Source organism: Diaphorobacter sp. JS3050, from assembly GCF_013154915.1.
Lineage (GTDB): Bacteria > Pseudomonadota > Gammaproteobacteria > Burkholderiales > Burkholderiaceae_C > Diaphorobacter > Diaphorobacter nitroreducens.
In genome coordinates this window covers 1,011,141-1,036,787 of sequence record NZ_CP053553.1, presented here as the reverse complement: position 1 = coordinate 1,036,787, position 25,647 = coordinate 1,011,141, and the positions used below count along the sequence as shown (strand labels likewise).

At 67.5% G+C, this 25,647-nt stretch carries 27 protein-coding genes and 1 pseudogene; 7 read left to right on the top strand and 21 right to left on the bottom strand.

The genetic code is table 11. The features are described from left to right. Nucleotides 1-7: 7 nt before the first annotated feature. Complete coding sequence (locus tag HND92_RS05110) at nt 8-1,429, bottom strand: cytochrome bc complex cytochrome b subunit (protein ID WP_172206325.1); 1,422 nt, start codon at nt 1,427-1,429, stop codon at nt 8-10. 15 nt (nt 1,430-1,444) lie between these two features. Beyond that, complete coding sequence (gene petA / locus HND92_RS05105) at nt 1,445-2,044, bottom strand: ubiquinol-cytochrome c reductase iron-sulfur subunit (RefSeq protein ID WP_172206323.1); 600 nt, start codon at nt 2,042-2,044, stop codon at nt 1,445-1,447. 134 nt (nt 2,045-2,178) lie between these two features. Here petA and mscL point away from each other — a divergent pair, with 134 nt between their 5' ends. Then, nucleotides 2,179-2,607 carry a large conductance mechanosensitive channel protein MscL gene (gene mscL / locus HND92_RS05100; RefSeq protein ID WP_011804237.1) on the top strand — a complete coding sequence of 143 codons (429 nt, stop codon included), beginning with the start codon at nt 2,179-2,181 and terminating at the stop codon, nt 2,605-2,607. 62 nt (nt 2,608-2,669) lie between these two features. On the opposite strand, the gene pdxA is transcribed toward mscL, so the two are convergent. Then, nucleotides 2,670-3,737 carry a 4-hydroxythreonine-4-phosphate dehydrogenase PdxA gene (pdxA, locus tag HND92_RS05095; protein ID WP_172206321.1) on the bottom strand — a complete coding sequence of 356 codons (1,068 nt, stop codon included), beginning with the start codon at nt 3,735-3,737 and terminating at the stop codon, nt 2,670-2,672. A 77-nt stretch (nt 3,738-3,814) separates the two neighbouring features. After that, nucleotides 3,815-4,579: a Nif3-like dinuclear metal center hexameric protein gene (locus HND92_RS05090; protein WP_012655735.1), complete on the bottom strand. Its 765-nt coding sequence runs from the start codon at nt 4,577-4,579 to the stop codon at nt 3,815-3,817. A gap of 140 nt (nt 4,580-4,719) precedes the next feature. Here HND92_RS05090 and HND92_RS05085 point away from each other — a divergent pair, with 140 nt between their 5' ends. Continuing rightward, a complete protein-coding gene (locus tag HND92_RS05085) occupies nt 4,720-6,063 on the top strand; it encodes a ferric reductase-like transmembrane domain-containing protein (RefSeq protein WP_172206319.1) in 1,344 nt (447 codons plus the stop codon). A gap of 135 nt (nt 6,064-6,198) precedes the next feature. After that, nucleotides 6,199-7,338, top strand: coding sequence for a S1C family serine protease (locus HND92_RS05080; RefSeq protein ID WP_172206309.1), 1,140 nt, complete (start codon nt 6,199-6,201; stop codon nt 7,336-7,338). Between the two features lie 134 nt (nt 7,339-7,472). Here the strand turns inward: HND92_RS05080 and tatC are convergent, their stop codons facing one another. The 10 genes from tatC to galE form a co-directional block, all read right to left on the bottom strand. Beyond that, a complete protein-coding gene (gene tatC, locus HND92_RS05075; protein ID WP_047349954.1) occupies nt 7,473-8,261 on the bottom strand; it encodes a twin-arginine translocase subunit TatC in 789 nt (262 codons plus the stop codon). A gap of 62 nt (nt 8,262-8,323) precedes the next feature. Then, the gene (gene tatB, locus HND92_RS05070) at nt 8,324-8,803 is read right to left on the bottom strand and encodes a Sec-independent protein translocase protein TatB (protein ID WP_012655731.1); all 480 of its coding nucleotides are present in this window, start codon (nt 8,801-8,803) and stop codon (nt 8,324-8,326) included. Nucleotides 8,804-8,835: 32 nt separating this feature from the next. After that, nucleotides 8,836-9,084 (bottom strand): Sec-independent protein translocase subunit TatA, encoded by a 249-nt coding sequence (tatA, locus tag HND92_RS05065; protein WP_012655730.1) that lies wholly within the window; start codon nt 9,082-9,084, stop codon nt 8,836-8,838. 95 nt (nt 9,085-9,179) lie between these two features. Continuing rightward, the gene (locus HND92_RS05060) at nt 9,180-9,539 is read right to left on the bottom strand and encodes a histidine triad nucleotide-binding protein (RefSeq protein ID WP_012655729.1); all 360 of its coding nucleotides are present in this window, start codon (nt 9,537-9,539) and stop codon (nt 9,180-9,182) included. A 39-nt stretch (nt 9,540-9,578) separates the two neighbouring features. Then, on the bottom strand, nt 9,579-10,619 hold the full coding sequence (locus HND92_RS05055) for a patatin-like phospholipase family protein (protein ID WP_172206307.1): 1,041 nt from the start codon (nt 10,617-10,619) through the stop codon (nt 9,579-9,581). After that, nucleotides 10,612-10,998: a membrane protein gene (locus HND92_RS05050; protein WP_011804227.1), complete on the bottom strand. Its 387-nt coding sequence runs from the start codon at nt 10,996-10,998 to the stop codon at nt 10,612-10,614. Before HND92_RS05050 ends, HND92_RS05055 begins: the two co-directional genes overlap by 8 nt. Beyond that, nucleotides 10,998-11,396 carry a phosphoribosyl-ATP diphosphatase gene (locus HND92_RS05045; protein WP_011804226.1) on the bottom strand — a complete coding sequence of 133 codons (399 nt, stop codon included), beginning with the start codon at nt 11,394-11,396 and terminating at the stop codon, nt 10,998-11,000. The genes HND92_RS05050 and HND92_RS05045 overlap by 1 nt, the downstream gene beginning before the upstream one ends. Before the next feature lie 6 nt (nt 11,397-11,402). Next, on the bottom strand, nt 11,403-11,801 hold the full coding sequence (gene hisI / locus HND92_RS05040) for a phosphoribosyl-AMP cyclohydrolase (protein WP_172206305.1): 399 nt from the start codon (nt 11,799-11,801) through the stop codon (nt 11,403-11,405). Between the two features lie 104 nt (nt 11,802-11,905). After that, nucleotides 11,906-12,685 (bottom strand): imidazole glycerol phosphate synthase subunit HisF, encoded by a 780-nt coding sequence (hisF, locus tag HND92_RS05035; RefSeq protein ID WP_011804224.1) that lies wholly within the window; start codon nt 12,683-12,685, stop codon nt 11,906-11,908. Between the two features lie 158 nt (nt 12,686-12,843). Further along, nucleotides 12,844-13,863 (bottom strand): UDP-glucose 4-epimerase GalE, encoded by a 1,020-nt coding sequence (gene galE / locus HND92_RS05030; RefSeq protein ID WP_019374059.1) that lies wholly within the window; start codon nt 13,861-13,863, stop codon nt 12,844-12,846. 234 nt (nt 13,864-14,097) lie between these two features. Between galE and HND92_RS05025 the strand changes: the two genes are divergently transcribed. From HND92_RS05025 to HND92_RS05010, 4 genes are read left to right on the top strand one after another with little or no spacing between them, the layout of a single operon-like run. Beyond that, a complete protein-coding gene (locus HND92_RS05025; RefSeq protein WP_172206303.1) occupies nt 14,098-15,492 on the top strand; it encodes a diguanylate cyclase domain-containing protein in 1,395 nt (464 codons plus the stop codon). Between the two features lie 6 nt (nt 15,493-15,498). After that, on the top strand, nt 15,499-16,824 hold the full coding sequence (locus HND92_RS05020) for a glycosyltransferase (protein ID WP_012655723.1): 1,326 nt from the start codon (nt 15,499-15,501) through the stop codon (nt 16,822-16,824). A gap of 1 nt (nt 16,825) precedes the next feature. Further along, entirely contained in the window at nt 16,826-18,940 is a 2,115-nt protein-coding gene (locus HND92_RS05015) for a TolC family protein (RefSeq protein ID WP_172206292.1), read from the top strand. Beyond that, complete coding sequence (locus HND92_RS05010; RefSeq protein WP_172206290.1) at nt 18,937-20,007, top strand: HlyD family efflux transporter periplasmic adaptor subunit; 1,071 nt, start codon at nt 18,937-18,939, stop codon at nt 20,005-20,007. The genes HND92_RS05015 and HND92_RS05010 overlap by 4 nt, the downstream gene beginning before the upstream one ends. Nucleotides 20,008-20,053: 46 nt before the next feature. On the opposite strand, the gene hisA is transcribed toward HND92_RS05010, so the two are convergent. The 7 genes and pseudogenes from hisA to hisD form a co-directional block, all read right to left on the bottom strand. Continuing rightward, nucleotides 20,054-20,797: a 1-(5-phosphoribosyl)-5-[(5-phosphoribosylamino)methylideneamino]imidazole-4-carboxamide isomerase gene (gene hisA, locus HND92_RS05005; protein ID WP_172206288.1), complete on the bottom strand. Its 744-nt coding sequence runs from the start codon at nt 20,795-20,797 to the stop codon at nt 20,054-20,056. Nucleotides 20,798-20,855: 58 nt separating this feature from the next. Further along, complete coding sequence (gene hisH / locus HND92_RS05000; RefSeq protein WP_011804213.1) at nt 20,856-21,524, bottom strand: imidazole glycerol phosphate synthase subunit HisH; 669 nt, start codon at nt 21,522-21,524, stop codon at nt 20,856-20,858. 50 nt (nt 21,525-21,574) lie between these two features. After that, entirely contained in the window at nt 21,575-22,207 is a 633-nt protein-coding gene (gene hisB / locus HND92_RS04995; RefSeq protein WP_011804212.1) for an imidazoleglycerol-phosphate dehydratase HisB, read from the bottom strand. After that, nucleotides 22,204-23,310, bottom strand: a complete 1,107-nt coding sequence (hisC, locus tag HND92_RS04990; protein ID WP_172206286.1) for a histidinol-phosphate transaminase — start codon at nt 23,308-23,310, stop codon at nt 22,204-22,206. The genes hisB and hisC overlap by 4 nt, the downstream gene beginning before the upstream one ends. A 38-nt stretch (nt 23,311-23,348) precedes the next feature. After that, the gene (locus HND92_RS19310) at nt 23,349-23,768 is read right to left on the bottom strand and encodes a PIN domain-containing protein (protein WP_256376608.1); all 420 of its coding nucleotides are present in this window, start codon (nt 23,766-23,768) and stop codon (nt 23,349-23,351) included. Between the two features lie 96 nt (nt 23,769-23,864). Further along, nucleotides 23,865-24,050, bottom strand: a pseudogene (locus HND92_RS19550) (hypothetical protein); the annotation flags it as partial. Nucleotides 24,051-24,215: 165 nt separating this feature from the next. Further along, nucleotides 24,216-25,535 (bottom strand): histidinol dehydrogenase, encoded by a 1,320-nt coding sequence (hisD, locus tag HND92_RS04980; RefSeq protein WP_011804209.1) that lies wholly within the window; start codon nt 25,533-25,535, stop codon nt 24,216-24,218. Between the last annotated feature and the right edge of the window lie 112 nt (nt 25,536-25,647).

The following is a 25,647-nucleotide window of genomic DNA, read 5'->3' as shown; positions in this document are numbered from 1 at the left end:
CTCCAGCTCAGTGCGCAGCAAAAGTCACGCGGTCCGGCACGGGCTTGGGTGTACCCAAGCGGCTCCACCAGGGCATGAGCAGGAAGAAACCAAAGTAGAACAGCGTACCCACTTGCGAAACCCGCTCGCCGATGGGCGATGGCGGTTGCACGCCCAGGTAGGCCAGGATGACGAACACAACCACGAATACTGCGTACAGGTACTTGTGCCAGGTCGGGCGATAGCGGATCGAGCGTGCAGGGCTCTGGTCCAGCCAGGGCAGGAAGAACAGAATGATCACGGCACCACCCATCACCACCACGCCCCAAAACTTGGCATCAATAGCCAGCATGAGGGCGATGGCCACGGCGGCTGCCAGCGCTACGCCACCCTTGATGAGCGCAGGCAAACGGGCCTTGAATACACCGAAGCCCGCACCCAGCACCACACATGCGATCAACACGTACATCATCTCGGTGGTGATGGCGCGCAGCATGGAATAGAAGGGCGTGAAGTACCACACCGGGGCGATGTGGGCAGGCGTCTGCAGCGGATCGGCCGGGATGAAGTTGTTGTACTCCAGGAAGTAGCCACCCAGTTCCGGAGCAAAGAACACCACCGCCGAGAAGATGAACAGGAACACGCCCACGCCCAGGATGTCGTGCACCGTGTAGTAAGGGTGGAAAGGTACGCCGTCCAGCGGGTGGCCATGCTCATCCACCGGCTTGCCGGGGCCCTTGATTTCGATGCCATCAGGGTTGTTGGAGCCCACGTCATGCAGCGCCAGCAAGTGCGCCACCACCAGGCCCAGCAGCACCAGCGGCACAGCGATCACGTGGAAGCTGAAGAAGCGGTTCAGCGTCGCATCGCTCACCACATAGTCGCCACGGATCAGCAGCGCCAGATCGGGGCCGATGAAGGGAATGGCGGAGAACAGGTTCACGATCACCTGTGCGCCCCAGTAGGACATCTGGCCCCAGGGCAGCAGATAGCCCATGAACGCCTCGGCCATCAGCGCCAGGAAGATGGCGCAACCGAAAATCCACACCAGTTCGCGTGGCTTGCGGTAGGAGCCGTACAGCAGGCCGCGGAACATATGCAGGTACACGACCACGAAGAAGGCCGACGCACCGGTCGAGTGCATGTAGCGGATCAGCCAGCCCCACGGCACATCGCGCATGATGTACTCGACAGACTCGAACGCCTTGGCAGCGTCGGGCTTGTAGTGCATCACGAGGAAGATGCCGGTGACGATCTGGATCACCAGTACCAGCAGGGCCAGCGAGCCGAAGATGTACCAGAAGTTGAAGTTCTTCGGAGCGTAGTACTCCGACATGTGCACCTTGTAGGCATCGAAAGCCGTGGGGAAACGGTTTTCCAGCCAGTTGGTGACCTTCACGCCCGCGGACGCGTTGGGCGAGACTTCCTTGAATTCGCGATAAGCAGCCATTTGTCAGTGCCTCCCTCAGGCCTTCTTGTCTTCACCGATCAGGAGCTTGGTCTCCGACAGGTACATGTGCGGCGGCACTTCGAGATTGTCAGGCGCAGGCTTGTTCTTGAACACACGGCCCGCCATGTCGAATGTGGAGCCATGGCAAGGGCACAGGAAACCGCCCTTCCAGTCGTCAGGCAGGGAAGGCTGCGGACCCGGCGCGAACTTCTCCGTGGGAGAGCAGCCAAGGTGGGAGCAGATACCCACGGCCACGAGCACCTCGGGTTTGATGGAGCGCCATTCGTTGCGCGCATATTCCGGCGTGAGCTCCGCAGGGTTGCGCGCCGATTTGGGATCGGCAAGCTGCGCATCCAGCTTGGGCAGCTCGGCAAGCTGCTCGGGCGTGCGCTTGACAATCCAAACAGGCTTTCCACGCCATTCCACGGTGATTTTTTCGCCGGGCTTGAGACCCGAGATATCCACCTCGACGGCAGCACCTGCTGCCTTGGCCTTTTCAGACGGTTGGAAAGTGCTCACAAAAGGAACGGCAGTCGCCACGCCGCCCACCGCACCAGCGCAGCCGGACGCAATCAGCCACGTCCGCTTGCTGGAGTCGATCGGAGTTTCACTCATGGGGATCCTCGGTATGCTTCGCTAAGGGGTCAACCGCAAATTGTAGCGGAGTGAAAATGGTTATTCCAACGCTGCTGCTGGACTTAAGCTAGGCAATAGTTCAGTGTTTTCATCTATATCAAAGGAGAAACGAAATGGGCATTGCCAAAGAGTTTCGGGAGTTTGCCGTTAAGGGCAACGTCATTGACCTCGCGGTCGGCGTGATCATCGGTGGTGCCTTCGGCAAGATCGTCGACTCCGTCGTCAGCGACCTCATCATGCCGGTCGTGGGCTTGGTGTTCGGCAAGCTGGACTTCTCCAACCTGTTCATCGTGCTGGGCAGCGTGCCGGAGGGCACGCCCTATACGCTGGAGGCGATTCGCAAAGCGGGCGTGCCGGTACTGGCTTACGGCAATTTCATCACCGTCGCGGTCAATTTCGTGATCCTCGCGTTCATCATCTTCGTGATGGTCAAACAGATCAACCGGCTCAAGCGTGAGACACCCGTCGAGCCGCCCGCCCCGCCCGCCACTCCCGAGGACATCCAGCTGCTGCGCGAGATCCGCGACAGCCTCAAGCGCTGACAGCACGCCAGAAGGCGCGTAAAAAGGCCTACCGCCCTCTCCGGGCGGCGGGCCTTTGGATTTCAGGGAGACGTTCGGGGCCGCGCCAACTGCCGCGCCATGCGCACGGCTTCGATCAGGCTCTCCGCATCCGCCGTCCCCTGCCCCGCGATGTCGAAGGCCGTGCCGTGGTCGGGGCTGGTGCGCACGAGCGGCAACCCGAGCGTGACGTTCACCCCCTTGTCCACGCCCAAGTACTTCACCGGGATCAGGCCCTGGTCGTGGTACATGGCCAGCACCACGTCAAACTCGCCGGCGCGCTGCGGCGTGGAGCGGGCGCGCATGAAAATGGTGTCGGGTGCAAACGGGCCGTGGGCATCGATCCCCTCACTGCGCGCCTGCGTCACGGCCGGCGCGATGATTTCGAGCTCCTCGCGGCCGAACAAGCCCCCCTCGCCCGCATGCGGATTGAGCCCCGCCACGCCAATGCGCGGAGCGCGCCCCAGGCTGCGCGAGAGCGCGGCATGGGTGATCCGCAGCGTCTGCAGCACGCTGTCCTGCGTCACCGCGGTAATGGCATCGCGCAGCGCGACGTGGATACTGACGAGCACGGTGCGCAGCTCGTCATTCGCGAGCATCATGCGCACGGGCATCTGCTGCAAGGACACGCCCGCATGGAGCGCCGACTCGGCTTGCAGCAGTTCCGTGTGACCGGGATGGTGCACGCCCGCGGCCGCGAGCGCCTCCTTGTGCAAAGGCGCCGTCACCAGCGCCGCAACGTCGCCGCGCAATGCAGCACGCGCAGCCCACACCACGCACGCCGCCGCGGCACGCCCGGCTTCGGCGCTCACCCGCCCCCAGGGCGCAGGGGCCACGCCCTCCAATTCCGGCAGTTGCCATACGGGCAGGCAGCGCGGCGGAATGTCGGCCAGGTCGACCGGCGCACGGTGCGCATCCAGCCGCGCCACGGGCAGACTGGGCTGGCCCGGCCGCATGATGCAGGACGCCGCGCGGCGCATGGTCGGCAGGTCTCCCACCACGAAGCAGCCGCGCATCACCTGTGGCGCATCGCGAAACGCCTTGGCCACGATTTCCGGACCGATGCCTGCGGGATCCCCCTGGGTGATGGCAAGCGCGGGAAGTGCATTCATGAATAAGCCTATAGATCAAATAGGGCCCTAGCGCTCTACCATAAAGCGCAAGCAGCTATATTTTTAATAGCAAAAACTCAAGCAGGATTGTCGATATCGATGAAACGGTGCTCCAACCCCAACCGCTGCGCGACATGGGCCGCGAGCGCCGGCGCACCGTAGCGTTCGGTGGCATGGTGGCCGGCTGCGATGAAGGCCACGCCCGTCTCGCGCGCGAGGTGGGTCTGCTGTTCGGAGATCTCGCCGGTAATGAAGGCATCCGCCCCCGCGGCGATGGCGGACTCGAAGAACCCTTGCGCGCCACCCGTGCACCAGGCCACGCGGCGGATGGGGCGCACCTGCTCCGGCGCCACCACCGTGGCCGCACGGCCCAGCGCCGCTTGCACGTGCGCGGCCAGCGCACCCACATCTGCGAAGTCCGCCGGCGCGGCAAAGCCCAGGTCCTGCTCGCCAAAACGCTGGTCGGGCTGCCAGCCCAGCACGCGCCCCAGTTGTGCGTTGTTGCCCCACTGCGCATGCGCGTCCAGTGGCAAGTGGTAGGCAAACAGATTGATGTCGTGTGCCAGCAGGCGCTGCAGGCGCTGCTTCATCCAGCCGGTCACGCGGCCGTCCATGCCCCGCCAGAACAAGCCGTGGTGCACGAAGATGGCGTCGGCCCGCGCGGCAATGGCGGCATCGATCAGCGCGCGGCTGGCCGTGACTCCGCTGACGATGCGCGCGATCTCGCGCCTGCCTTCTACCTGCAGCCCGTTGGGCCCGTAATCCTTGAAGCGTTCGGGCTGCAGTTCGGCATCAAAGGCCGCCAGCAGCGCGTCCCGGTCGGTATGCGAAGGATGAGACATGCGGCAATTGTCCGCGATGTGCCCCTGCGCTGACCCACATCAAACGTGTTTACCCATGCTTCACACTGCTTAAAAAATCCCGCGCAAACGCGCTCCTAGACTGCCTGGCAAACCACCATGACAACCAACAGGGAACTGGGATGAAACGCATCACGTGGGCCTTCTGGGCCTTCTTGCTCGGCCTCACCGCGCTGTGGCTGATGGCCGACACGCTATGGCCCGCGCAGCCGGGCTACTTCGCGCTGCGCACCGTCTGGGTGCAATACAGCGGTGTGCTGGTGATGGGCGCGATGTCGCTCGCCATGCTGCTGGCCGTGCGCCCCGTGTGGCTGGAGCGGCATTTGGACGGGCTGGACAAGATGTACCGTCTGCACAAGTGGCTGGGCATCGCCGCGCTGGCGATCGGCACGGTGCACTGGCTCTGGGCCAAGGGCACCAAATGGGCCGTGGGATGGGGTTGGCTTACCCGGCCGCCGCGCGGGCCGCGCCCGCCTGCCGAGAGCCTGGGCCTTGCAGAGGCCACGCTGCGCGATTGGCGCGGCCTCGCCGAAGGCGTGGGCGAGTGGGCGTTCTACGCAGCGGTACTGCTCATCGTGCTGGCGCTGGTCAAGCGCTTTCCGTACCGGCTGTTCGCCAAGACGCACCAGTTGCTGGCCGTGGCTTACCTGGCGCTGGTCTTCCACACCGTGGTGCTGGTGCAGTGGAGCTACTGGTCGCAGCCGATCGGCTGGCTGCTGGCCCTGCTGGTGGCCGCCGGCACGGTATCAGCCGTGCTGGTACTGACCCGCCGCGTGGGCGGGCGCCGCACCGTTCAGGGTCGCATCGTTTCATTGCAGCCGTATCCCGCGCTGCGCGTGCTGGAAACGCGCATCCGTCTCGACGGCCTCTGGCCGGGGCACCGCGCGGGGCAATTCGCCTTCGTCACCTCCGACCCCAAGGAAGGCGCGCACCCCTACACCATCGCATCGGCGTGGATGCCACAAGACCCGTGCGTCACTTTCATCACCAAGGCCCTCGGCGACCACACCAGCCGCCTGCCCGACCGCCTGCGCGTGGGCGACCACGTGACGGTGGAGGGGCCGTACGGCTGCTTCACATTCGACGACGCGCGTCCACGCCAGATCTGGATCGGCGCCGGCATCGGCATTACGCCGTTCGTCGCACGCATGAAACAACTCGCGCACGGGGGCTCCCACTCCGCCCGGCCCATCGACCTGTTCCACACCACCGCCGACCACGACCCGGTGGCGCTGGACAAGCTGCGTGTCGATGCGCAGGCCGCCGGCGTGCGCCTGCACCTGTTCGTGGATGCACAGGACGGGCGCCTGGACGGCGAGCGTCTGCGAGCGCTGGTGCCCGAATGGCGAAACGCCAGCGTCTGGTTCTGCGGCCCGATACCGTTCGCCTCTGCCCTGCGGGCAGACCTGGCCGCGCACGGCCTGCCCACGCAGGCCTTCCACCAGGAACTGTTCCAGATGCGCTGATGCGACGCGAGGCAGGCCCCTCGCAACGCCAGGCCCGCCACTGCGTCTGCAGGGACTCGCGCCGCGCCGTCCCACGCCCCGAAACCGGGGCACACGCCTACAATTTGCGCTCGCCTTCCAACCGCATCACACCCCATGAAACGCCTCTGGCTCCTGCTCTCCCAATCCGTCACCGTGCTGCTGGCTGCGTACTTCGTGGTGGCCACCCTGCAGCCCGACTGGCTGCAGCGCGGCGCCACACGCAGCGGCGCTGGCATTTCGCTCATCCAGGCGCCCTCCTCCACGTCCGCCCAGCCCGCGGCGGGCAGCTTCAGTGGGGCGGCGCGCAGGGCGGCGCCAGCGGTGGTCAGCATCAACACCAGCAAGGCCGTGCGTCACCCGCGCAGCAACGACCCGTGGTTCCAGTTCTTCTTTGGCGACCAGGGCACCCAGGCGCAAACCGGCCTGGGCAGCGGCGTGATCATCAGCCCCGACGGCTACATCCTCACCAACAACCACGTGGTGGAGGGCGCCGACGAGATCGAGGTGACGCTCACCGACAGCCGGCGCGCGCGCGCCACCATCATCGGGGCCGACCCTGAAACCGACCTGGCCGTGCTGAAGGTGGATCTCGACAAGCTGCCCGTCATCGTGCTGGGCGACTCCGACCAGCTCGCCGTGGGCGATCAGGTGCTGGCCATCGGCAACCCCTTTGGCGTGGGCCAGACGGTCACCAGCGGCATCGTGTCGGCACTGGGTCGCAGCCAACTGGGCATCAACACTTTCGAGAACTTCATTCAGACCGACGCGGCCATCAACCCCGGCAACTCCGGCGGCGCGCTGGTGGACGTGAATGGCAACCTGATGGGCATCAACACCGCCATCTACTCCCGCTCAGGCGGCAGCATGGGCATCGGCTTCGCCATTCCCGTGTCGACGGCCAAGCTGGTGCTGGACGGTATCGTGCGCGACGGGCAGGTCACGCGCGGCTGGATCGGCGTGGAGCCCAACGAACTGTCCCCGGAACTGGCGCAGACCTTTGGCGTGAAGGCCACGGAGGGCGTGATCATCACCGGCGTGCTGCAAGGCGGTCCCGCGGCAGTGGCGGGGGTGCGGCCGGGCGACGTGATCCTGAGCGTGGAGGACAAAGCCACCAACAACGTGTCACAACTGCTCACGGCGGTGGCGTCCCTCAAGCCCGGCTCCGCGGCCAGCTTTGCGCTGCAGCGCGGCGACGCGCGGCTGGAGGTATCGGTCGTGCCGGGCACGCGGCCCCGCGTGCAGCAGCGCCGCTGAACGGCATTGCTATCAAAAAAATAGCTTCCCGCGCTTGTCTACAAAGCGCGGGAAGCTATTCTTGTTTCCACTCCTGAACGGTGCACCACCGGGCGCCGGCGCCCCCCGCAGCGCGGCGGTGGCTCAGCGCACGCTCACGGCGCGGATTCCTGCGGATCTTCGGGTGCCTTGGTATGGCGGATGAACAGCTGCGCCGCCCAGATGCCCAACTCGTAGAGCAGGCACATGGGAATCGCCAGCGCCAGTTGCGACACCACGTCCGGCGGCGTGACGATGGCGGCGATCACGAACGCGACCACGATGAAGTAGCCGCGGAAGCTCTTGAGCTTTTCCACGCTCACGACGTTCAGGCGCGCCAGCACCACCACGGCGATCGGCACCTCAAAGGCCAGGCCGAAGGCGAGGAACATGGTCATCACGAAGCCCAGGTAGGCCTCGATGTCCGGCGCGGCGGTGATGCTCTTGGGTGCAAAACCCTGGATGAAGCTGAACACCTGTCCAAACACGAAGAAGTAGCAGAACGCCACACCGATGAAGAACAGCACCGTGCTGGAAACCACCAGCGGCAGCACCAGGCGCTTCTCGTGCGAATACAGCCCCGGGGCCACGAAGGCCCACACCTGCCACAGCACGAAGGGCAGCGCCACGAGGAATGCCGACATCAGCAGGATCTTGAGCGGCACCATGAAGGGCGAGATCACCGAGGTGGCGATCATGGTCGCCCCTTGCGGCAAGTGGGCCACCAGGGGCGCGGCCAGGAAGTCGTACAGCTGGCCGGGACCGGGATAGAAGAACAGGGCGGCCGCGACGACCCCCACCGCGATCATGGCCTTCACGAGGCGGTCGCGCAGCTCCATCAGGTGCTGCACGAAAGGCTGCTCGGTACCGGCGAGCTCGTCTTCTTGGTTCGGTGTTTCGGACATGGTGGGAGTGAGGGCGGGATCATGGCCCGCGCGGGCTGCGCGGGGCGCAGCCCATCAGGGGATCAATGGAATTTCTGGGGGCGGAACCGTGCCACGCGCGCCGCGCCTGACTGCACCCGCGTGCGCACGCCCGCGCGCGCCTTGTACCACTGGGGCATGGCACCGCGCTTGAGGCGCCAGTTCTTGGCTGGGTGCTTGTACGCCGGGACCACGGTGGACAGGCCTTGGTCCACCCCGTAGGTGCTGCCGGAAGCAGAGGCGTCGCCCAGGCTGTGCTCCATGTCCTTCTGGAAATCGCTGGCGCTGGTGTGGATGGTCTGCTCCACGTCGCGCGCCGCGTTCTCCACGGTGTCTTTCATCTTGCGCAGCTCGTCCAGCTCCATGGAGCGGTTGACCTCCGCCTTGACGTCGGCCACATAACGCTGCGCCTTGCCCAGCAAGGTGCCCACCGTGCGCGCGACGCGCGGCAGCTTCTCGGGGCCGATGACGATGAGGGCCACGGCGCCAATCAGCGCCATCTTGGACAGGCCAATGTCGATCATGAGGAACGCTCAGGCAGGAAAGGCGTAGGCGTTCAGCTCTTGTGCTTGGCTTCGACGTCGATCGTGGTCTTGTCGGCAGCCGCGCTGTTGTTGGTCACCTGGCCCGCGGGCGCACTGGTGGTGGCCGAGTCATCGGTGCTGGCGCCATCCTTCATGCCGTCCTTGAAACCCTTGACCGCGCCGCCCAGGTCGGAGCCGATGTTCTTGAGCTTCTTGGTGCCGAACACCATCACGACGATCAGCAGCACGATGAGCCAGTGCCAAATGGAAAACGAACCCATGAAAATCTCCTAACGAATACGGCCCATTCTAGACGGCGGATATGTCGGGCCCCTCATATCCCTAGCAACTTCACGGCGGCTGCAGGCGTGCCGACTTACCCCTTGAGCCAGGGACGGGGACCGCCGATCACGTGCATGTGCAGGTGGTGGATCTCCTGGCCGCCCTCGGAACCGGTATTTACCACGATGCGGAATCCTCCGTCCGGATAAGGGTTGCAGCCCTGCTCCTGCGCCAGCTTGGGCGCCAGCGTCATCATGTGCCCCAGCAGGTCCGCGTGCTCGGGCGTGACCGCCGCCATGGAGTGCAGATGGACCTTGGGCACCACGAGAAAATGCACCGGCGCCCAGGGGTGGATGTCGTGGAAGGCAAACACCCGCTCGTCCTCGTACACCTTCTTCGAGGGGATCTGGCCGGCGATGATCTTGCAGAAGAGGCAGTTCGGGTCGTGCTGCATGGCGGAGGGCGAAAAGGCGGTCAACAGGCAGTGGAAAGGTCACGCATTGTCGGCGATGTTGACCGTGGTGCGCACGCCCACGTCCGCCCGGTGGGCCTGCAGCCAATCCTGGCCGGCCGCCCTGCCCAGGTCGAACAAGCGGCGCACGAAGGCCAGGTCCGCCCGCAGCTTGCTGGCGGCTCCGAACGGCTCGAGCACCGCGCCACCATCGATGCGGTGCATGCGCACGCTCTTGTAGCGGCGCGCGTCCAGCTTGCCTTCGGCCAGCAGCCGCCGCACGAACTCGATGGCGCGCAGCTCGGACAGCAGGGCGGCGTTGAACGTCACCTCGTTCATGCGCTCCATGATCTCGCTGGCACTGTCGGGCACGCCCTGGTGCTCGATGGGGTTGATCTGCACCAGCAGCACATCGGCGCAGTCGGTCTTGTAGATCAGCGGATGCAGCGCGGGGTTGCCGGAATAGCCACCGTCCCAGTAATGCTCGCCGTCAATCTCCACCGCCTTGAACAGCAGCGGCAGGCAGGCCGAGGCCATGACGGCATCGGCGCTGAGTCGCTTGCCGGTGAAAATCTCCCCGCGCCCCGTGCGCACATTGGTCGCGCACACGAACACCTGCGGCACTGTGGTGGACTGCGGCGCACGCGCAGAAGCCAGGGCCTCGAAGTCCACCTCGCGCTCCAGCACCCTCCGCAGGGGGTTGATGTCCAGCGGATTGGTCTGGTAGGGCGACAGCCAGTGGGACATCATGCCCAGCAGCGGCCCGGCACCGGGCAAGGGGATGCCCCAGGTCAGGCTGCCGAGTGTGCCCACGCCTTCCCACAGCCGCGCCAGCGTGGCGCGCGCCAGTTCGCAGCCGGCGCGGTGCGCCTCCAGCGGGTCTTTGTGTTCCCGCGCGGCCTGGGCGAATCCGTGGGCCAGCGCAACGGCATTCATGGCACCGGCGCTGGTGCCGCTCACGCCGTCGATGAGGAACTGGCCGTCTTCGAGCAACGCATCCAGCACGCCCCAGGTCAGCGCGCCATGCGAGCCGCCGCCCTGCAGCGCGAGGTTGAGCCGCCGCGGCGCGCCCTGCTCAGGCATCGATGGCCTGCCCCTTGTTCATGGCCACCATGCCGCGCACGATGCGGTAGAGGAACCAGATGGAGATCAGGCCCCAGGCGACCCAACCCGGGAAAAAGAAAACCAGCCACAGCGGCGCAGTGACCGCGTACAGCACGCCGGCCCAGATCACGGTGCGCACGCGCCAGGAGAAATGGCTGGCCTGCCAGGTACCCGCGGCATCGCTTTTCTTCACCAGGTCGATCACCAGCGCGACGATGAGGAGTGCGGCGCTAGGCTGCGCGCCCGGCAGCACCGCCGCCACGGCCACGATCAGGTGCAGGATGTAGCTGACCCATCCGACCGTCTTGAGGGATTCGGCCCGCTCGCTGGGCTCCACGTCGACGATATCGTTGTTCATCACGCACCTCCTTCTTCGCTGCTGCGGGCTGCGGCCTTGCGCAGGGCCTTTTCCTCGATGCCGCTGATGCCCTCGCGGCGCTCCAGCTCGGCAATCACGTCGGCGGGGGCAAGCCCGTAATGCGCCAGCGCGATCATCGAGTGGAACCACAGGTCGGCCACCTCGTACACCAGCTTGGCCTTGTCGGCGCCATGGTCCAAGTCCTTGGCCGCCATGACCACCTCGGTCGCCTCCTCGCCCACCTTCTTGAGGAAGGCGTCAGGCCCCTTGTGCAGCAGCCGCGCGACGTAGCTCTTGTCAGGGTCGCCGCCGTTGGCGGGCTTGCGGCTCTCGATGACGCCGGCCAGCCGCGCAAGCGCGTCCTGCGACAGGGGGGCATGGGTATCGGTGCGGGTCATGGCTTCTTATCTGTAGATGGATTCGGGGTCTTTCAAGACCGGATCGACAGCCTGCCACGCGCCATTCTGGAGGGCGTTGAAGAAGCAGCTGTGACGACCCGTGTGGCAGGCAATGCCGGGCTCGTGGCCCAGCTGCGTCACCTTCAGCAGCACCACGTCGCTGTCGCAGTCCAGGCGAATGTCGTGCACCTGCTGCACATGGCCCGACTCCTCGCCCTTGAACCACAGCTTGCCGCGCGAGCGGCTGTAGTACACGGCGCGGCCCAGCTCGGCGGTCTTGGCCAGCGCCTCGCGGTTCATCCAGGCAAACATCAGCACGTCGCCCGTGGCGGCCTCCTGCGCAATCACGGGCACCAGGCCCTGCGCATCCCATTTCACTTGATCAAGCCAGTTCATGGTGTCCATTGTCGGTCATCGGCAGCCACAACGCCGATGTGCGCTGCATTTTTTATAGCTTACAGCGCTTGCTGGAAGCGCGCTACAGGCCTTTTTGGCATCCATTCGCGGCGTCAGAGCCGCACGGGGATGCCGCGCTCGCGCATGCGCTCCTTGGCCTGGCGCACGGTGAACTCGCCGTAGTGGAAGATGCTGGCCGCCAGCACCGCATCCGCGCCGCCCTGCTGCACGCCATCGGCCAGGTGGTCCAGGTTGCCCACGCCGCCCGAGGCGATCACGGGCACGCCCACGGCGTCGCTCACCGCGCGGGTGAGTTGCAGGTCGAACCCGCTCTTGGTGCCGTCGCGGTCCATGCTGGTCAGCAGGATCTCGCCCGCACCGCGGCGCGCCATCTCCACGGCCCACTGCACGGCGTCCAGGCCGGTGTTCTTGCGCCCGCCATGGCTGTAGACATCCCAGCCCTCGCCGCGCTCGGCCACTTCCGCGCCCTGGCGGCGCTTGGCATCGATGGCCACGACGATGCACTGCGCGCCGTACTTGGCCGAGGCCTGGCTGATGACGTCGGGGTTGGCGATCGCGGCGGAGTTGAAGCTGGTCTTGTCCGCGCCCGCATTGAGCAGGCGGCGCACGTCTTCCACGGTGCGCACGCCGCCGCCTACGGTCAAGGGGATGAAGACCTGGCTGGCCACGGCCTCGATGATGGGCAGGATCAGGTCGCGCTCGTCGCTGGTGGCGGTGATGTCCAGGAAGGTGAGCTCGTCGGCGCCCTGCGCGTTGTAGCGCGCGGCGATCTCCACCGGATCGCCCGCGTCGCGCAGCTCGACAAAGTTGACACCCTTGACGACACGGCCACCGGTCACGTCAAGGCAGGGAATGATGCGTTTGGCAAGCATGCGCCAGCACTCCGGCTTTTGAAGAAGAAGGGCCGCAAGATACCATGGGCGGCGCCGTGCTCAGCTATTGAATCAATAGCTTTTCGCGCCCGTCGGATTTGGTTTCCAAACCATTTCCCCCATCAATTCGTTGACTGACAAGCGCGACCAGCTATCAATCAAGGAGCATCACCCAGTCGGCGCGCCTCACCGTCCTGCCAGCGCCAGGCATCCCGGCACATGGCCTGCAGGTCGCGCCGCGCGCGCCAGCCCAGCAGGCGCTCGGCCAGGGCTGGGTCGGCCCAGCAGGCGGCCACATCGCCGGGGCGGCGCGCCACCACCTGGTAGGGCACGGCACGGCCGCTGGCCTGCTCGAAGCCGCGCACCATCTCCAGCACCGACACCGGACGTCCCGTGCCGAGGTTCACCGTGAGCAGCCCCGGATGCGCGCGCAGGTAGCGCAGCGCGGCCACGTGGCCCTCGGCCAGATCGCACACGTGGATGTAGTCGCGCACGCCCGTGCCGTCGGGCGTGGGGTAGTCGCCGCCGTACACGCTCAGCACCTCGCGCTGGCCCGTGGCCACCTGGGCCACGTAGGGCATGAGGTTGTTGGGAATGTCCTGCGGGTCCTCGCCGATCAGCCCGCTCTCGTGCGCGCCCACGGGGTTGAAGTAGCGCAGCCGCGCAATGCGCCACTGGCCGGGCTCGGCGTGGTCCACGTCGGCCAGCACCTGCTCCATCATCAGCTTGCTCCAGCCGTAAGGGTTGGTGGCCGACAGCGGGAAGTCCTCGCGGATGGGCAGGCTCGCCGGATCGCCATACACCGTGGCCGAGGAGGAAAACACCAGCGTGCGCACGCCGGCCGCCTGCATGGCGCGCAGCAGGCTCACCGTCCCCGCCACGTTGTTTTCGTAGTAGCGCAGCGGCTCGCGCACCGATTCGCCCACGGCCTTGAGCGCGGCGAAGTGGATCACGCCCTCGATGGGGTGGGACGCAAACAGTTGCCGCAGCAACTGCGCGTCGCGCACGTCGCCCTCGACGCACGCCACCGGCTTGCCGGTGATGCGCGCCAGGCGGTCCAGCACGCTGCGGCGGCTGTTGCTGAAGTTGTCGAGCAGCAAGGTGGGAATGCCTGCATCGGCAAGGGCCGCGCAGGTGTGGGTGCCGATGAAACCCGCGCCCCCGGTTACAAGAATCATGTCCTCTCGCCCTCGAAAATACGCAAAGGCATGAATGTACCGCCGGGCTTCATTCAACCGCGCGAGGCCGGGGCGCGTTGTAATCGGGTAACCTTGGCTTGCGCCCCACATGGCCGCCGGCGCTCTTCCCGCAGGGCGGGCGCGCGCGGATGGGCGTGGGTTATTGGCCGCTATCCACCCTCTTTTTGCTGATCAACCGCCTGTGCCGACGGCGCGCGGTGCGTTCCGTTCCGAATGACTGTATCGCCCTCTTCCGCCACGCCCCCCGCCGAATCCATGGTCGTGCTGCGGCCCTCGGGACAACCGGTTCCGGCACAGCCCCAGGCCCAGGTCTTCGATTCCTGGGACGCCTTCACGCGGTCGTCCGTGCAGCCCCTCGGCTTTTACCTGGAGGAGTGGGATGCTCCCGCCGCGGACGATCTGATTCTCCAGTTGCGCCGCAGCCCCTGGTGGGACCGCCTGGCCGTGGTGGCCCCCGGCGAGGGCAAGGCCTCCGTGCTGGCCGACACCGCCGCACCCTATGCCGACGCGGTGGCCCGCGCGGAGCGCAGCCTGGCCGTACGCCGCAGCCTGCGCCTGGCCCTGACGGACATGCGCCTGGAAGAGCGCGTGCTGTACTTCCTGTACGTGCGCGACGCGATGGAGCTGGCGCCGCAGTGCACGCTCACGCACCCCATGCTCTACCACTATCCCGTGGTGGACGCCCTGGCGCAGCGGGGCGAGGATCCCGGTGCCTGCCTCGCGACCCTGGTGCGCCGCAAGCTCTTGGAGCCCGCCCAGCTGGTGGACCGCACGCGCCACTGCCGCACCTGCGGCAGCGCTCACATCCACTACATCGATGTCTGCCCGCACTGCTCCAGCCTGCAGATCCGCAAGGAAGCCTCGCTGCACTGCTTCTCCTGCGGGCATGTGGCGCCCGAGAGCGACTTCCACCACGACGGCGGGCTCTCCTGCCCCCAGTGCAGCGCGGCGCTGCGCCACATTGGTGTGGACTATGACCGCCCGCTGACGCAGTACGCCTGCGGCAGCTGCCATCACGTGTTCGTGGAGACCACGACGCAGGCACGCTGCCTGGCCTGCCGCACCAGCTGCGCGCCCAGCGCCCTGGATGTACGCGAAGTCGCCAGCCTGCGCCTGAGCGCACACGGCCGCACCGCGCTGCGCGCAGGGCAGATCCAGGAGTCGTTTGCGGCGCTCGACACCGCCAACTACGTTGAGGCGCCCCATTTCCGGCGCATGCTCGACTGGGCACTGGCCGTGACCACGCGCCATCCGGAGATGCGGTTCGGGCTCATGCTGATCGAGTTCACCAACGCCACGGAACTCATCGAGGAGCTGGGGGCCGCACGCGTCTTCCTGCTGCTGGACGAGTTCGCGCGCCGCCTGCACGAATTGCTGCGCACGTCAGACATCACCACTCGCACGCAGGAGGACAAGCTCTGGCTGTTCCTGCCGTTCTCCGACCCCGCAGGCCTGTCCGCGCGACTGCAGCGCGCGCTGTCCGACCAGACGGTGGCGGCTGCCCCATCGGCGCTGCAGGCGCGCATCCGCCATCTTCAGATGCCGCAGGACCTGCGCGCTGGAGACAGCGCAGCGGCGCTGATGGAACGGCTGCTCGACCAGGCCTGACGCCGCATGTGGGACACCGCCGTCTTTGCCTTCGCGACGCTGTTCGCCAGCTCCAGCCAGCAGAACTGGGTGGAGCTGGCGCTCAAGTTCTTTCCGTTCGTCGTGTTCCTGGAGGCGCCCTTCTTCCTGCTGGTCACCGCAGGCATGGTGAAGTACGGATTGCGTGAGCACCGCCCGCTGCGCCAGCGCGAAGCCTATCCGCGCGTGTCGTGCGTCATCACCTGCTATTCCGAGGGGGAGGACGTGGGCAAGACCATCGGGTCGCTGGCGCAACAGCTGTACCCCGGCTTCATCGAGATCATCGCCGTGATCGACGGCGCGCTGCAAAACGGCCCCACGCTGCGCGCCGCGCGGCGCGCGCAGTCGCTGCTGGCAGGTACCCAGCGCCGCAGCCTGGTGGTGCTGCCCAAGTGGCAGCGCGGGGGACGCGTGTCGTCGCTGAACGCGGGCCTGTCCATTGCCACGGGCGAGGTGGTGATGGCACTGGACGGCGACACCTCTTTCGATAACGACATGGTGCGCAACGCCACGCGCCACTTCGATGACCCGGGCGTCGTGGGCGTGGCGGGTAACCTGCGCGTGCGCAACGCCAAGCGCTCGCTGGTCACGCGGCTGCAGGCACTGGAATACATGCTCTCCATCGGCGCGGGCAAGACCGGACTGTCGGAATTCAACATCGTCAACAACATCTCCGGCGCGTTCGGCGTCTTCCGCACCCGGTTCCTGCGCAACCTGGGCGGGTGGGACGCCGGCACCGCCGAAGACCTGGACATGACGATGCGCATCAAGCAGTACTTCGGCCGGCACCCGGACCTGCGCATCGTGTTCGACCCGCACGCCGTCGGGCACACGGACGCCCCGGACACCTGGCGCGTCTTCTTTCGCCAGCGCCTGCGCTGGGATGGAGACATGTTCTACATCTTCATCCGCAAGTTCCGCTTCAACCTGCGCCCGCGCCTGCTGGGCTGGCGCAACTTCCTGTTCGTCATCGTGAACGGCCTGCTGATGCAGCTCGTGCTGCCGTTCCTGATCGTGGCGTACACCGGCACCATGCTCTTCACCATGCCCTTGGGGGTGGTGATGGGCGTGCTGGCCTTCATCTACCTCGCCTACCTGGCCGCGCTGCTGTTTTACTTCCTGCTGTACGTCGTGGCCGTGTCCGAACGACCGCGGGACGACGTGTGGTACCTGGGCTTCCTGCCGCTGTTTCCCCTCTTTGCCTTCGTCAACCGCATCCACTGCTCGTTCTCCATCATGGCCGAGATGTTCATGAAGTCCCACCTGGACTCGTCCATGGCGCCCTGGTGGGTGCTGCGCAAGACCAAGTTCTGACATGTTCCAGCGCAGCCCCCGTCACACCCTGATCGCTCTGCTGGCCTGCATCTGCGCGGGCCCGCAGGGCGCCGCGGCCCACGCCAGCCCGCCGGTCTCCCTCACGCAGCTGGAGGACCGCGCCCGCGCCTTCGCCCCATCGGCCCGGCTGGCGCAGGCGGACGTTACCGTGGCCGAGCAGCGCAGCGCCGCCCTGCAGGCGGGCAGTGGTGCCCAGCTGTTTGGCGGCGCGGGCGTGGACAACGCGCGCGAGGCGGTGACCGATACCCTCAGCCGCGACTACCAGCGCACCCAGATGCACCTGGGGGTGCGCTGGCCCCTGCTGGGCACGCGCGCGGCGCAGCAACGCACGGTGGACGATGCCCAGCATGCCGTGGAGCAAAGCCGACTGCGCCGCCTGCAGATGGAAAACGAGGCCGTGCTTGCCGTGCGCCGCGCCTATGTGCGCCACCTGCGCAGTGTGGAGCGCATCCGCCTGGCGGACGCCTTCCTGCGGGTGCGCGCCGAGGCGCAGGAGCAATTGGCGAGCCGCCACGCCGCTGGCGTGCTGCTGGAGGCCGACCGGCTGGACCTCGGCGGCCTGTTCAACATCGTGCAGGCGACGCATGACAGCCAGAGTGCCGCGCGGGATCTGGCCCGCGCCGAGATCGAGCGCCTGACGGGACAGCCCGCCGCAGCGGTGCAGACGCAGGAACCCGCCTGGCCCCAGACCTGCCTGGCCCCCAGCGCAGCGGCACAGGACCGATCCCCTGCCGTCACGCTGGCACAACAGGAAGTGGACGCAGCCCTGCAGCGCCAGCAGCATGCGCGCCTGGAAGGGGTGCAAGCCAGTGTCTCGCTGGCGCAGTCGTTCAGCCGTGACATCGGCGGCCCCACGGGCCACAGCACGCGCGTGGGCGTGGACTTCTCTCTGCCGCTGCAGTGGCGCAGCCAGCGCGACGCGGCCCTGGCCCAGGCGCAGGGCGAGATCGACCGCGCTCAGGCGCTGCTGGCCTTGCGCCGCAGCGAACTGGAGGCCGCGGCCCAGCAGGCCCTGGCCGCCTATCGGCTGCGCGACAAGGAAATGGCAGGCCACCGGCACCGCCAGCAGGCCGCGGCCGAGGCGCTTCGGATCGCGCAGTTGCGCCTGAACGCCTTCGACGGCGACGGCTATTCCAAGCTGCTTACCACGCGCTATGCGCTGTACCAGGCCGCCGTGCAGGTGGTGGACGGCGCCGAGCGGCGCGACCTGGCCGCCCTGGACGTGCTGGCCCTGGGCGATGGATGCACGCTGGCCTGGCACGACGCCCCCGCGGCACCCGATCCCTGGGCCGCGACGGTCGCCGCGCTGGCCGCGGGCACGGCACCGGCCTCCGCCAAGGCGGTGCCCGGCGAGACCGGCCTGGGCTGGTACGTGTGGCAGGGGCAAGCCCTGCTGGACCAGCCCGCGCAACTGGACGAACTGCCCCCTCGCAGCCGCCGCCTGCTGCTGTCGTTCACGGCGGCGCAGTTGCAGGCCCTGGCACGGCCCGACGGCCGGGCGCGGTGGATGGCCCTGCGCGCCCAGGCGCAGGCACGGCAGCTGACGCTCGAACTGCTGCTGGGTGAGCCTACCTGGGTGTTGCCCCACGAGCGCGCGCGACTGCTGGCCCTGGTGGAGTCCTTGCGCGACCTGCCCGCCGACGCCCTGCACCTGGACCTGGAGCGCAGCCAGCTGCCCGCTGCCCAGCAGCGCGACTGGAGCCGCCACCTCATCGACACGCTGCAGGCGGTGCGCGCCGCGGCTCCCTGGCCCCTGGCCCTGACGACACACTACCGTGAACTGCAGCAACCCGGTTTTGCCGCACGCGTACACGCAGCCGGGGTCGGCGAAGTGGTGGCGATGCTCTACGTGAACAACCCCGAGCGCACCGCCACCCTCGCCCGGCCGTTGTTGTCAGCGGCGCCGGCAGGGTTGCGCATCGCGGTCGCGCAAAGCATCGAATCCGCGCTGCCGGCGCAAGAGAGCAGCTTCGCGTTGGGCAAGGCCCGGTCCCTGCAGCGCTGGGATGCGCTGGCACACCAATTGGCCGGCCTGCCCGGCTTTGGGGGCGTCGTGGTGCAGTCGTGGGAAGACTATAGGGAGGCTCGGCCTTGAAGATCAATTTTGACGCGCCGCCCACCTCGGCGCAGGAAACCAACGGCCTGGAAGTGCGCTATGCGGCCGCCAAGCGCCGCGTGCCGCGCTGGCGCTGGTATTTGCTGCTCGCCATGGTGCTGGTGGCCCCCGCCTACCTGCTGGTCCGCTTCGGCATCGCCTACTGGTGGGAGAGTACGCCGGCCCAGGTCGTGCTGGAGCAGGCCACCCTGCGCGCACCGGCCGCTGGCCGCGTGGCATTCGTGGCGGCGCCCGGCGCACCGCTGGAACCCGGCCAGCCCGTGATGGCGCTGGAGCGCACGCCGACGGACACCCCCGCACCGCCTGCCGCCACGCCAAGCCCCACGCCGCATGCGCAGGAACCCGCCCAGGCGCAGGCCCACACCGCCAGGCTGGCGCTGCTGACCGAGGCCGAGCGCCTGGCCAGCCGCCGGCTGGCGATCCAGCAGGAAAGACTGCACACCATGCAGGGCTTGCGCGAGCAAGGGGCCGCCACGCGCCAGGAAGTGGACAACCTGCGCTTTCAGGTCCTGCAGGCCGAGGCGGACCTCAGCCGCGCCCGCGCCGATGTACGCGAGCAGCGCATGTTGATGGCGCGTGTGCCGGCTGCCATGCCGGCCCCGGCAGCGTCTGCAACGCCACAGCCCCCCGCAGAAGAAGCTGCGCCCGCGCAGCCCGGCACCGCCCTTGCGCCCTTTGCCGCCACCGCGGTGCAGGCCCTGGTGCGCCCGGGGGACTGGGTAGCCCAGGGCACGGAGGTCGCCGTACTGCAGCGGCGCGGGGAACCGCTGGTGCATGCCTACCTGCCGCCCGACAAGGCGCGCTACGCGCAAGTCGGCCGCATGGCCACGCTGCATTTCATGGACGGGGGCAAGGTGCGCGCGAAAGTGGTGGGGCTCATGATGGAGGCGCAAAGCCCGCCGGCCGACCGCGTGTCGCCGCTGACCCCGCGCACGCCGTCCATCGTGGTGAAACTCCAGGCGCTGGAGCCGTTGCCCGCGCCCTACCACATCCACCAATTGCCGCTGGATGTGCGTTTCGACTGGGTGGCCAGCCGCTGGTTCTGACCCGGCCGCATACGCCGCCGGGTGAAAGCACCGGGGCCGCCCGGGCTCAGGCCAGGCTCAGCTCGTCGGCGCGACGCTGCGCGGCTGCGAAATCCAGGTCGCCGGAATAGATCGCGCGCCCGCAGATGACGCCTTCCACGCCTTCGTTTTCGACTTCGCAGAGCTTCTCGATGTCCGCGATGCCGGCCAGGCCGCCCGAGGCGATCACGGGGATGGTGAGGGCCTGGGCCAGCTTCACCGTAGCCTCGATATTGATGCCCGAGAGCATGCCGTCGCGGCCGATGTCGGTGTAGATGATGGATTCCACGCCCCAGTCCTGGAACTTGCGCGCCAGATCAACCACCTCGTGGCCGGTGAGCTTGCTCCAGCCGTCGGTGGCCACCTTGCCGTCCTTGGCGTCCAGGCCCACGATGATGTGGCCGCCAAACGCGCTGCACGCATCCTTGAGGAAGCCGGGGTTCTTCACCGCGGCCGTGCCGATGATGACGTACCGCAGCCCGGCGTCGATGTAGCGCTCGATGGTGTCCAGGTCGCGGATGCCGCCGCCCAGCTGCACCGGAATATCGGCGCCCACCTCGGCCAGGATGGCCTTGATGGCCGCCTTGTTCTTGGGCTGGCCGGCAAACGCGCCGTTCAGGTCCACCAGGTGCAGGCGGCGCGCGCCCGCATCCGCCCACTTGCGGGCCATGGCGGCGGGATCTTCGCCAAAGGTGGTCGATTGGTCCATGTCACCTTGCTTGAGGCGTACGCAGTGGCCGTCCTTGAGGTCGATGGCGGGGATGAGCAGCATGATGGTGAGCGGGGAATGGGGCGAGCCGCACAAGGCCCGGCCCTGCCGGGTTGAAGAATCAGGGCTTCCAGTGCAAGAAGTTGCGGTACAGCGCCAGGCCGTGCTCGGCGCTTTTCTCCGGGTGGAACTGGGTAGCAAAAATATTATCGCGTGCGATGGCCGCAGCAAAGGGGCCGCCGTAGTCAGCCTCGCCGGCGCAGTGCAGCGGGTTGGCCGGGCGCGCGTAGAAGCTGTGCACGAAGTAGAAGTAGCTGTCGTCGGGCACGCCCGCCCATACCGGGTGCGCCACGCCGCCGTGGCGCGCCTGGCGCACGCGGTTCCAGCCCATCTGGGGGACCTTGTAGCGGCTGCCGTCGGGCTGGGTGCGCCCGGCCAGGTCGAACTTGAGCACCTCGCCCGGGATCAGGCCCAGCCCGGGGGTGTCGCCCTCGGCGCTGTGGTCCAGCAGCATCTGCATGCCCACACATACGCCAAACAGCGGCTTGGACGCGGCAGCCTCCAGCACGGATTCGAGCAGACCCGACTCCCGCAACTCGCGCATGCAGTCCGGCATGGCGCCCTGGCCGGGCAACACCACACGGTCGGCCGCGCGTACCTCATCGGGGTGCGCGGTGACCATTACCCGGAAACCGCTGCCCTGCGCCGCGACCTGCACGGCCTGCGAGACGGAGCGCAGGTTGCCCATGCCGTAGTCCACGACCGCGACGGTTTTTGCTTCACTATTCATAGCTGCTTGCGCTTGATGGATAAGCGTTACAGGCCAATTTGGCTTGAATTTTACAGGGAACCCTTGGTGGAGGGGATCACGCCTGCGGCGCGCGGGTCGCGCTCCAGCGCGGCGCGCAGCGCGCGCGCGAAGGCCTTGAACACCGTCTCGCACTGGTGGTGGGCGTTGATGCCCTTCAGGTTGTCGATGTGCAGCGTCACGCCCGCATGGTTCACGAAGCCCTGGAAGAATTCGTAGGTGAGCTGCGTGTCGAAACCGCCAATGCTCCCGGCGGTGAACGGAATGTGCAGGTGCAGCCCCGGGCGGCCCGAGAAATCCACCACCACCCGTGACAGGGCTTCATCGAGCGGCACGTAGGCATGGCCGTAGCGGCGGATGCCCTTCTTGTCGCCCACGGCCCGCGCGAAAGCCTGGCCCAGCGTGATGCCCACATCTTCCACCGTGTGGTGGCCGTCGATGTGCAGGTCGCCGTCGCAGTCGATCTGCAGGTCGATCAGCCCATGGCGCGCGATCTGGTCGAGCATGTGGTCGAAGAAGCCGATGCCGGTGTGCAGGCTGGCCGCGCCGGTGCCGTCGAGATTCACGCGCACGGTGATGCGCGTCTCGGCCGTCGTGCGGCTGACCTCGGCCGTGCGGTCGGGGCAGAGTTCTGCGGAAGAAGGAACGAGTGCGGAGGAAGTCATAGGGATGCCTGGAGCGCTGTGAGCATCTGGGCGTTGTCGGCACTGCTGCCCACCGTCAGACGCAGGCAGCCTGCCAGCAATGGATGCATTGTAGAAACGTTCTTGACGAGCACCTTGCGGGCCTTCATGCCCTCATAGGCGCGGGCGGCATCGGGCACACGCACCAGCACCATGTTGGCCTGGCTGTCCCACACGCGCTCAATGCCGGGCATGGCGCGCAGCGCGGCCAGCAGCTCGGTGCGCGCGGCACGCAGCTCGTCGGCCTGGGCGGCGAACACGTCGGCATGTTCCAGCGCGAACAGGGCGGCCTCGGTGTTCAGCACACTCACGTTGTAGGGCGGGCGCACCTTGTCGACCTCGGCCACCAGCGCGGCGGGGCCGATCATGTAGCCCAGGCGCACGCCGGCCAGGCCGAACTTGGAGAGCGTGCGCATCAGCAGCACATGGCCGTTGCGCTCGGGCTGCGCGCGCATGCGCTCGATCCAGCTGCGGCTGGCAAAGGGCTGGTAGGCCTCGTCCATGACCACGATGCCGCCCTGCGCACCGGCGGCGTCGATGATGTGCTGCACCACGGCCTCGTCCCACAGCGTGGCCGTGGGGTTGTTGGGATAGGCCAGGAAGGTGATGGCCGGGCGGTGCTGGGCGATCGCGGCCAGCATCGCGGCCTCGTCCAGCTCGAAGTCCGCCGTCAACGGCACGCCCACGAAGCCCAAGCCCTGCAGCTGCGCGCTCATCGCATACATCACGAAGCCCGGCACGGGCGCCAGCACGGTCGCCTGCGCACGCGCGCAGGCCAGCGCCACGAGGGAAATGAGCTCGTCGGAACCATTGCCCAGCAGCACGGCCGAGCCTGCCGGCGCCCCGGCGTAGGCTGCCAGCGCAGCCTTCAGGTCGTTCTGGCGCGTACCGGGGTAGCGGTTGAGCGCGAGTTGCCCCAGGCGCTGCCCCAACGCGGCCTGCAGCGCGGGCGGCAGGCCGAAGGGGTTCTCCATCGCGTCCATCTTCAGGTAGCCGGTGGCATTGGCCACGACGTAGGCCTGCATGGCGCGCACGTCGTCGCGGATGCGCGCCAGCGCGGGCAGTTCGGCAGAGGGGGTTGTCATGCGTTCATCACTCCATTCGATCGGGCGGCGCCCCCACATCAGGGGACAGCCAACGCGCAATGCAGCGGATGCAGCACCTCTACGCCGCCGTACTGCGCGCCCTGCGGCAGGCTCAGCGACAGCAGGCTCGCGCAGCCGCTGTGCTGCGCGGCGGCCAGCGCCAGGCAGTCGCCCCAGGCCAGTTGGTGCCGCGCCTCCAGCGCCCAGGCGGTCTCCAGCGTGGCAGCATCGATCTGCCAGGGCGTCCAGCTGTGGTAGCGGCGGATGGCCGCGCGTGCATCGCCGTGCGGCATGGGCGCGCTGGCGGCGCGCGTCACGGTGTCGTAGAACTCGGCCAGCACCTGGCTGCTGACACGCCCCAGGCGCTCGCGCCACAGCAAGTCCAGACAGGCCAGCACCGGGGCTTGCAGGGCGGCATCGGCGCCGTCCTCGGCGGCGACCAGCACGGCCGTGTCCACAAACACGGGTAGCTCCAGGCTGCGCTGCAGCGGCTGCGGCGCCTCACCCACATGGGCAGGACTGCGCTCGAAGCCGTGGATACGCCGCGCTGCGGCGCCCGCGCGCCAGGTGCGCTCGTCCGTGCGCCAGGCGAGGTAGGCACGCTCGTAGGCGTCCTCGCGGCGCTGCATCTCGCCTAGAAAGTCCCCCACCATGCGCGACACGCTGGTGCCGCGCCGCGCCGCCTCGATCCGGGCCCATTCGAGCACCGGGTCGTCCACGGTGATGGTGACGTTCTTCATGCGCTCATCGTACAAGAATTTCGTGTCACACGAAATTCGTGTACATCCAGTTTGATGTGTTTTTCGCTTCTAAGGCTTGTTCATTCAGCGCCAGGCGCTCTCATTTTTGAAAAGACAAAGCCACCTCGCAAGGTGGCTTGGTAGGCGTACAGGCTGTCGGAGCGGTCAGGACTTGAGCCGCATCTCAGCCGCCCGTGCATGCCCCTGCAGCCCCTCGCCATGCGCCAGCACGCTGGCGATGCGGCCCAGGCTCTGCGCGCCCTGCTCGCTCACCTCGATGATGCTGCTGCGCTTTTGGAAGTCGTACACGCCCAGCGGCGACGAAAAGCGTGCCGTGCCGCTGGTGGGCAGCACATGGTTGGGCCCGGCGCAATAGTCGCCCAGCGATTCGCTGGTGTAGGCGCCCAGGAAGATCGCGCCCGCGTGGCGCAGCAGCGGCTCCCAGCGGTGCGGCTCGCGGCTACTCACCTCCAGGTGCTCGGGAGCGATACGGTTGCTGATCTCACACGCCTCTTCCATGCTGCGCGTGTGGATGAGCGCGCCGCGCCCTGTGAGGCTCTTGGCGATGATCTCGGCGCGCGGCATCTGGGGCAGCAGACGGTCGATGGCGGACTGGACCTGGTCGATGTAGGCCGCATCGGGGCACAGCAGGATGGACTGCGCCAGCTCGTCGTGCTCGGCCTGCGAGAAGAGATCCATCGCCACCCATTCCGCCGGCGTGCTGCCGTCGGCCAGCACCAGAATCTCGCTGGGGCCGGCGATCATGTCGATGCCCACGGTGCCGAACACATGCTTCTTGGCGCTGGCCACGTAGGCGTTGCCGGGGCCGGTGATCTTGTCCACCTTGGGAATGGTCTGCGTGCCATAGGCCAGCGCCGCCACGGCCTGCGCGCCGCCGATGGTGAAGGCGCGCGTGACGCCCGCCACATGCGCCGCGGCCAGCACCAGCGGGTTTTTGGTGCCCTGGGGCGTGGGCACGACCATGATGATGTCCTGCACGCCCGCCACGTGCGCGGGAATGGCGTTCATGAGCACGCTGCTCGGGTACGCGGCCTTGCCGCCCGGCACGTAGATGCCCACGCGGTCCAGCGGCGTGACTTTCTGGCCCAGCAGGGTGCCGTCGTCGTCGCGGTAGCTCCAGCTTTCGCCATTGGCCTTTTTCTGCGCCTCGTGGTAGCGGCGCACGCGGGCAGCGGCGGCCGTCAGCGCGTCGCGCTGCGCCGCGGGCAGGCCGTCGAAGGCGGCTTGCAGTTCGCTGGCCTTGAGCTCCAGCGACGGCAAGCCCTGCGCATGCAGGCCATCGAAGCGCTGCGTGTACTCCAGCACTGCGGCGTCGCCGCGCTCGCGCACGTCGGCCAGGATGCCCGCCACGCGCTGCTCGATGGCCGCATCCGTGTCCGCCGACCAGTGCAGGCGCGCGGAAAAATCCACCTCGAAAGTGTCGTCAGCGGTGGACAGGCGGACGGGAGCAGCTACGAATTGCATAGTGGACCTACTCAGAATGTACGAAAGAAATCGGCGCGCCGTTGCGGAAGCCGAGGGGTGCCCGGCCACGATGTTCTCACCATAACGCGGGCCACGACGCAGGTCTGCAACG

What these genes read in the sequence shown, in the direction of transcription:
- HND92_RS05110 (WP_172206325.1), bottom strand. Translation starts at nt 1,429, where the DNA reads ATGGCTGCTTATCGCGAATTCAAGGAAGTCTCGCCCAACGCGTCCGCG.
- petA (WP_172206323.1), bottom strand. Translation starts at nt 2,044, where the DNA reads ATGAGTGAAACTCCGATCGACTCCAGCAAGCGGACGTGGCTGATTGCG.
- mscL (WP_011804237.1), top strand. Translation starts at nt 2,179, where the DNA reads ATGGGCATTGCCAAAGAGTTTCGGGAGTTTGCCGTTAAGGGCAACGTC.
- pdxA (WP_172206321.1), bottom strand. Translation starts at nt 3,737, where the DNA reads ATGAATGCACTTCCCGCGCTTGCCATCACCCAGGGGGATCCCGCAGGC.
- HND92_RS05090 (WP_012655735.1), bottom strand. Translation starts at nt 4,579, where the DNA reads ATGTCTCATCCTTCGCATACCGACCGGGACGCGCTGCTGGCGGCCTTT.
- HND92_RS05085 (WP_172206319.1), top strand. Translation starts at nt 4,720, where the DNA reads ATGAAACGCATCACGTGGGCCTTCTGGGCCTTCTTGCTCGGCCTCACC.
- HND92_RS05080 (WP_172206309.1), top strand. Translation starts at nt 6,199, where the DNA reads ATGAAACGCCTCTGGCTCCTGCTCTCCCAATCCGTCACCGTGCTGCTG.
- tatC (WP_047349954.1), bottom strand. Translation starts at nt 8,261, where the DNA reads ATGTCCGAAACACCGAACCAAGAAGACGAGCTCGCCGGTACCGAGCAG.
- tatB (WP_012655731.1), bottom strand. Translation starts at nt 8,803, where the DNA reads ATGATCGACATTGGCCTGTCCAAGATGGCGCTGATTGGCGCCGTGGCC.
- tatA (WP_012655730.1), bottom strand. Translation starts at nt 9,084, where the DNA reads ATGGGTTCGTTTTCCATTTGGCACTGGCTCATCGTGCTGCTGATCGTC.
- HND92_RS05060 (WP_012655729.1), bottom strand. Translation starts at nt 9,539, where the DNA reads ATGCAGCACGACCCGAACTGCCTCTTCTGCAAGATCATCGCCGGCCAG.
- HND92_RS05055 (WP_172206307.1), bottom strand. Translation starts at nt 10,619, where the DNA reads ATGCCTGAGCAGGGCGCGCCGCGGCGGCTCAACCTCGCGCTGCAGGGC.
- HND92_RS05050 (WP_011804227.1), bottom strand. Translation starts at nt 10,998, where the DNA reads ATGAACAACGATATCGTCGACGTGGAGCCCAGCGAGCGGGCCGAATCC.
- HND92_RS05045 (WP_011804226.1), bottom strand. Translation starts at nt 11,396, where the DNA reads ATGACCCGCACCGATACCCATGCCCCCCTGTCGCAGGACGCGCTTGCG.
- hisI (WP_172206305.1), bottom strand. Translation starts at nt 11,801, where the DNA reads ATGGACACCATGAACTGGCTTGATCAAGTGAAATGGGATGCGCAGGGC.
- hisF (WP_011804224.1), bottom strand. Translation starts at nt 12,685, where the DNA reads ATGCTTGCCAAACGCATCATTCCCTGCCTTGACGTGACCGGTGGCCGT.
- galE (WP_019374059.1), bottom strand. Translation starts at nt 13,863, where the DNA reads ATGATTCTTGTAACCGGGGGCGCGGGTTTCATCGGCACCCACACCTGC.
- HND92_RS05025 (WP_172206303.1), top strand. Translation starts at nt 14,098, where the DNA reads ATGACTGTATCGCCCTCTTCCGCCACGCCCCCCGCCGAATCCATGGTC.
- HND92_RS05020 (WP_012655723.1), top strand. Translation starts at nt 15,499, where the DNA reads ATGTGGGACACCGCCGTCTTTGCCTTCGCGACGCTGTTCGCCAGCTCC.
- HND92_RS05015 (WP_172206292.1), top strand. Translation starts at nt 16,826, where the DNA reads ATGTTCCAGCGCAGCCCCCGTCACACCCTGATCGCTCTGCTGGCCTGC.
- hisA (WP_172206288.1), bottom strand. Translation starts at nt 20,797, where the DNA reads ATGCTGCTCATCCCCGCCATCGACCTCAAGGACGGCCACTGCGTACGC.
- hisH (WP_011804213.1), bottom strand. Translation starts at nt 21,524, where the DNA reads ATGAATAGTGAAGCAAAAACCGTCGCGGTCGTGGACTACGGCATGGGC.
- hisB (WP_011804212.1), bottom strand. Translation starts at nt 22,207, where the DNA reads ATGACTTCCTCCGCACTCGTTCCTTCTTCCGCAGAACTCTGCCCCGAC.
- hisC (WP_172206286.1), bottom strand. Translation starts at nt 23,310, where the DNA reads ATGACAACCCCCTCTGCCGAACTGCCCGCGCTGGCGCGCATCCGCGAC.
- hisD (WP_011804209.1), bottom strand. Translation starts at nt 25,535, where the DNA reads ATGCAATTCGTAGCTGCTCCCGTCCGCCTGTCCACCGCTGACGACACT.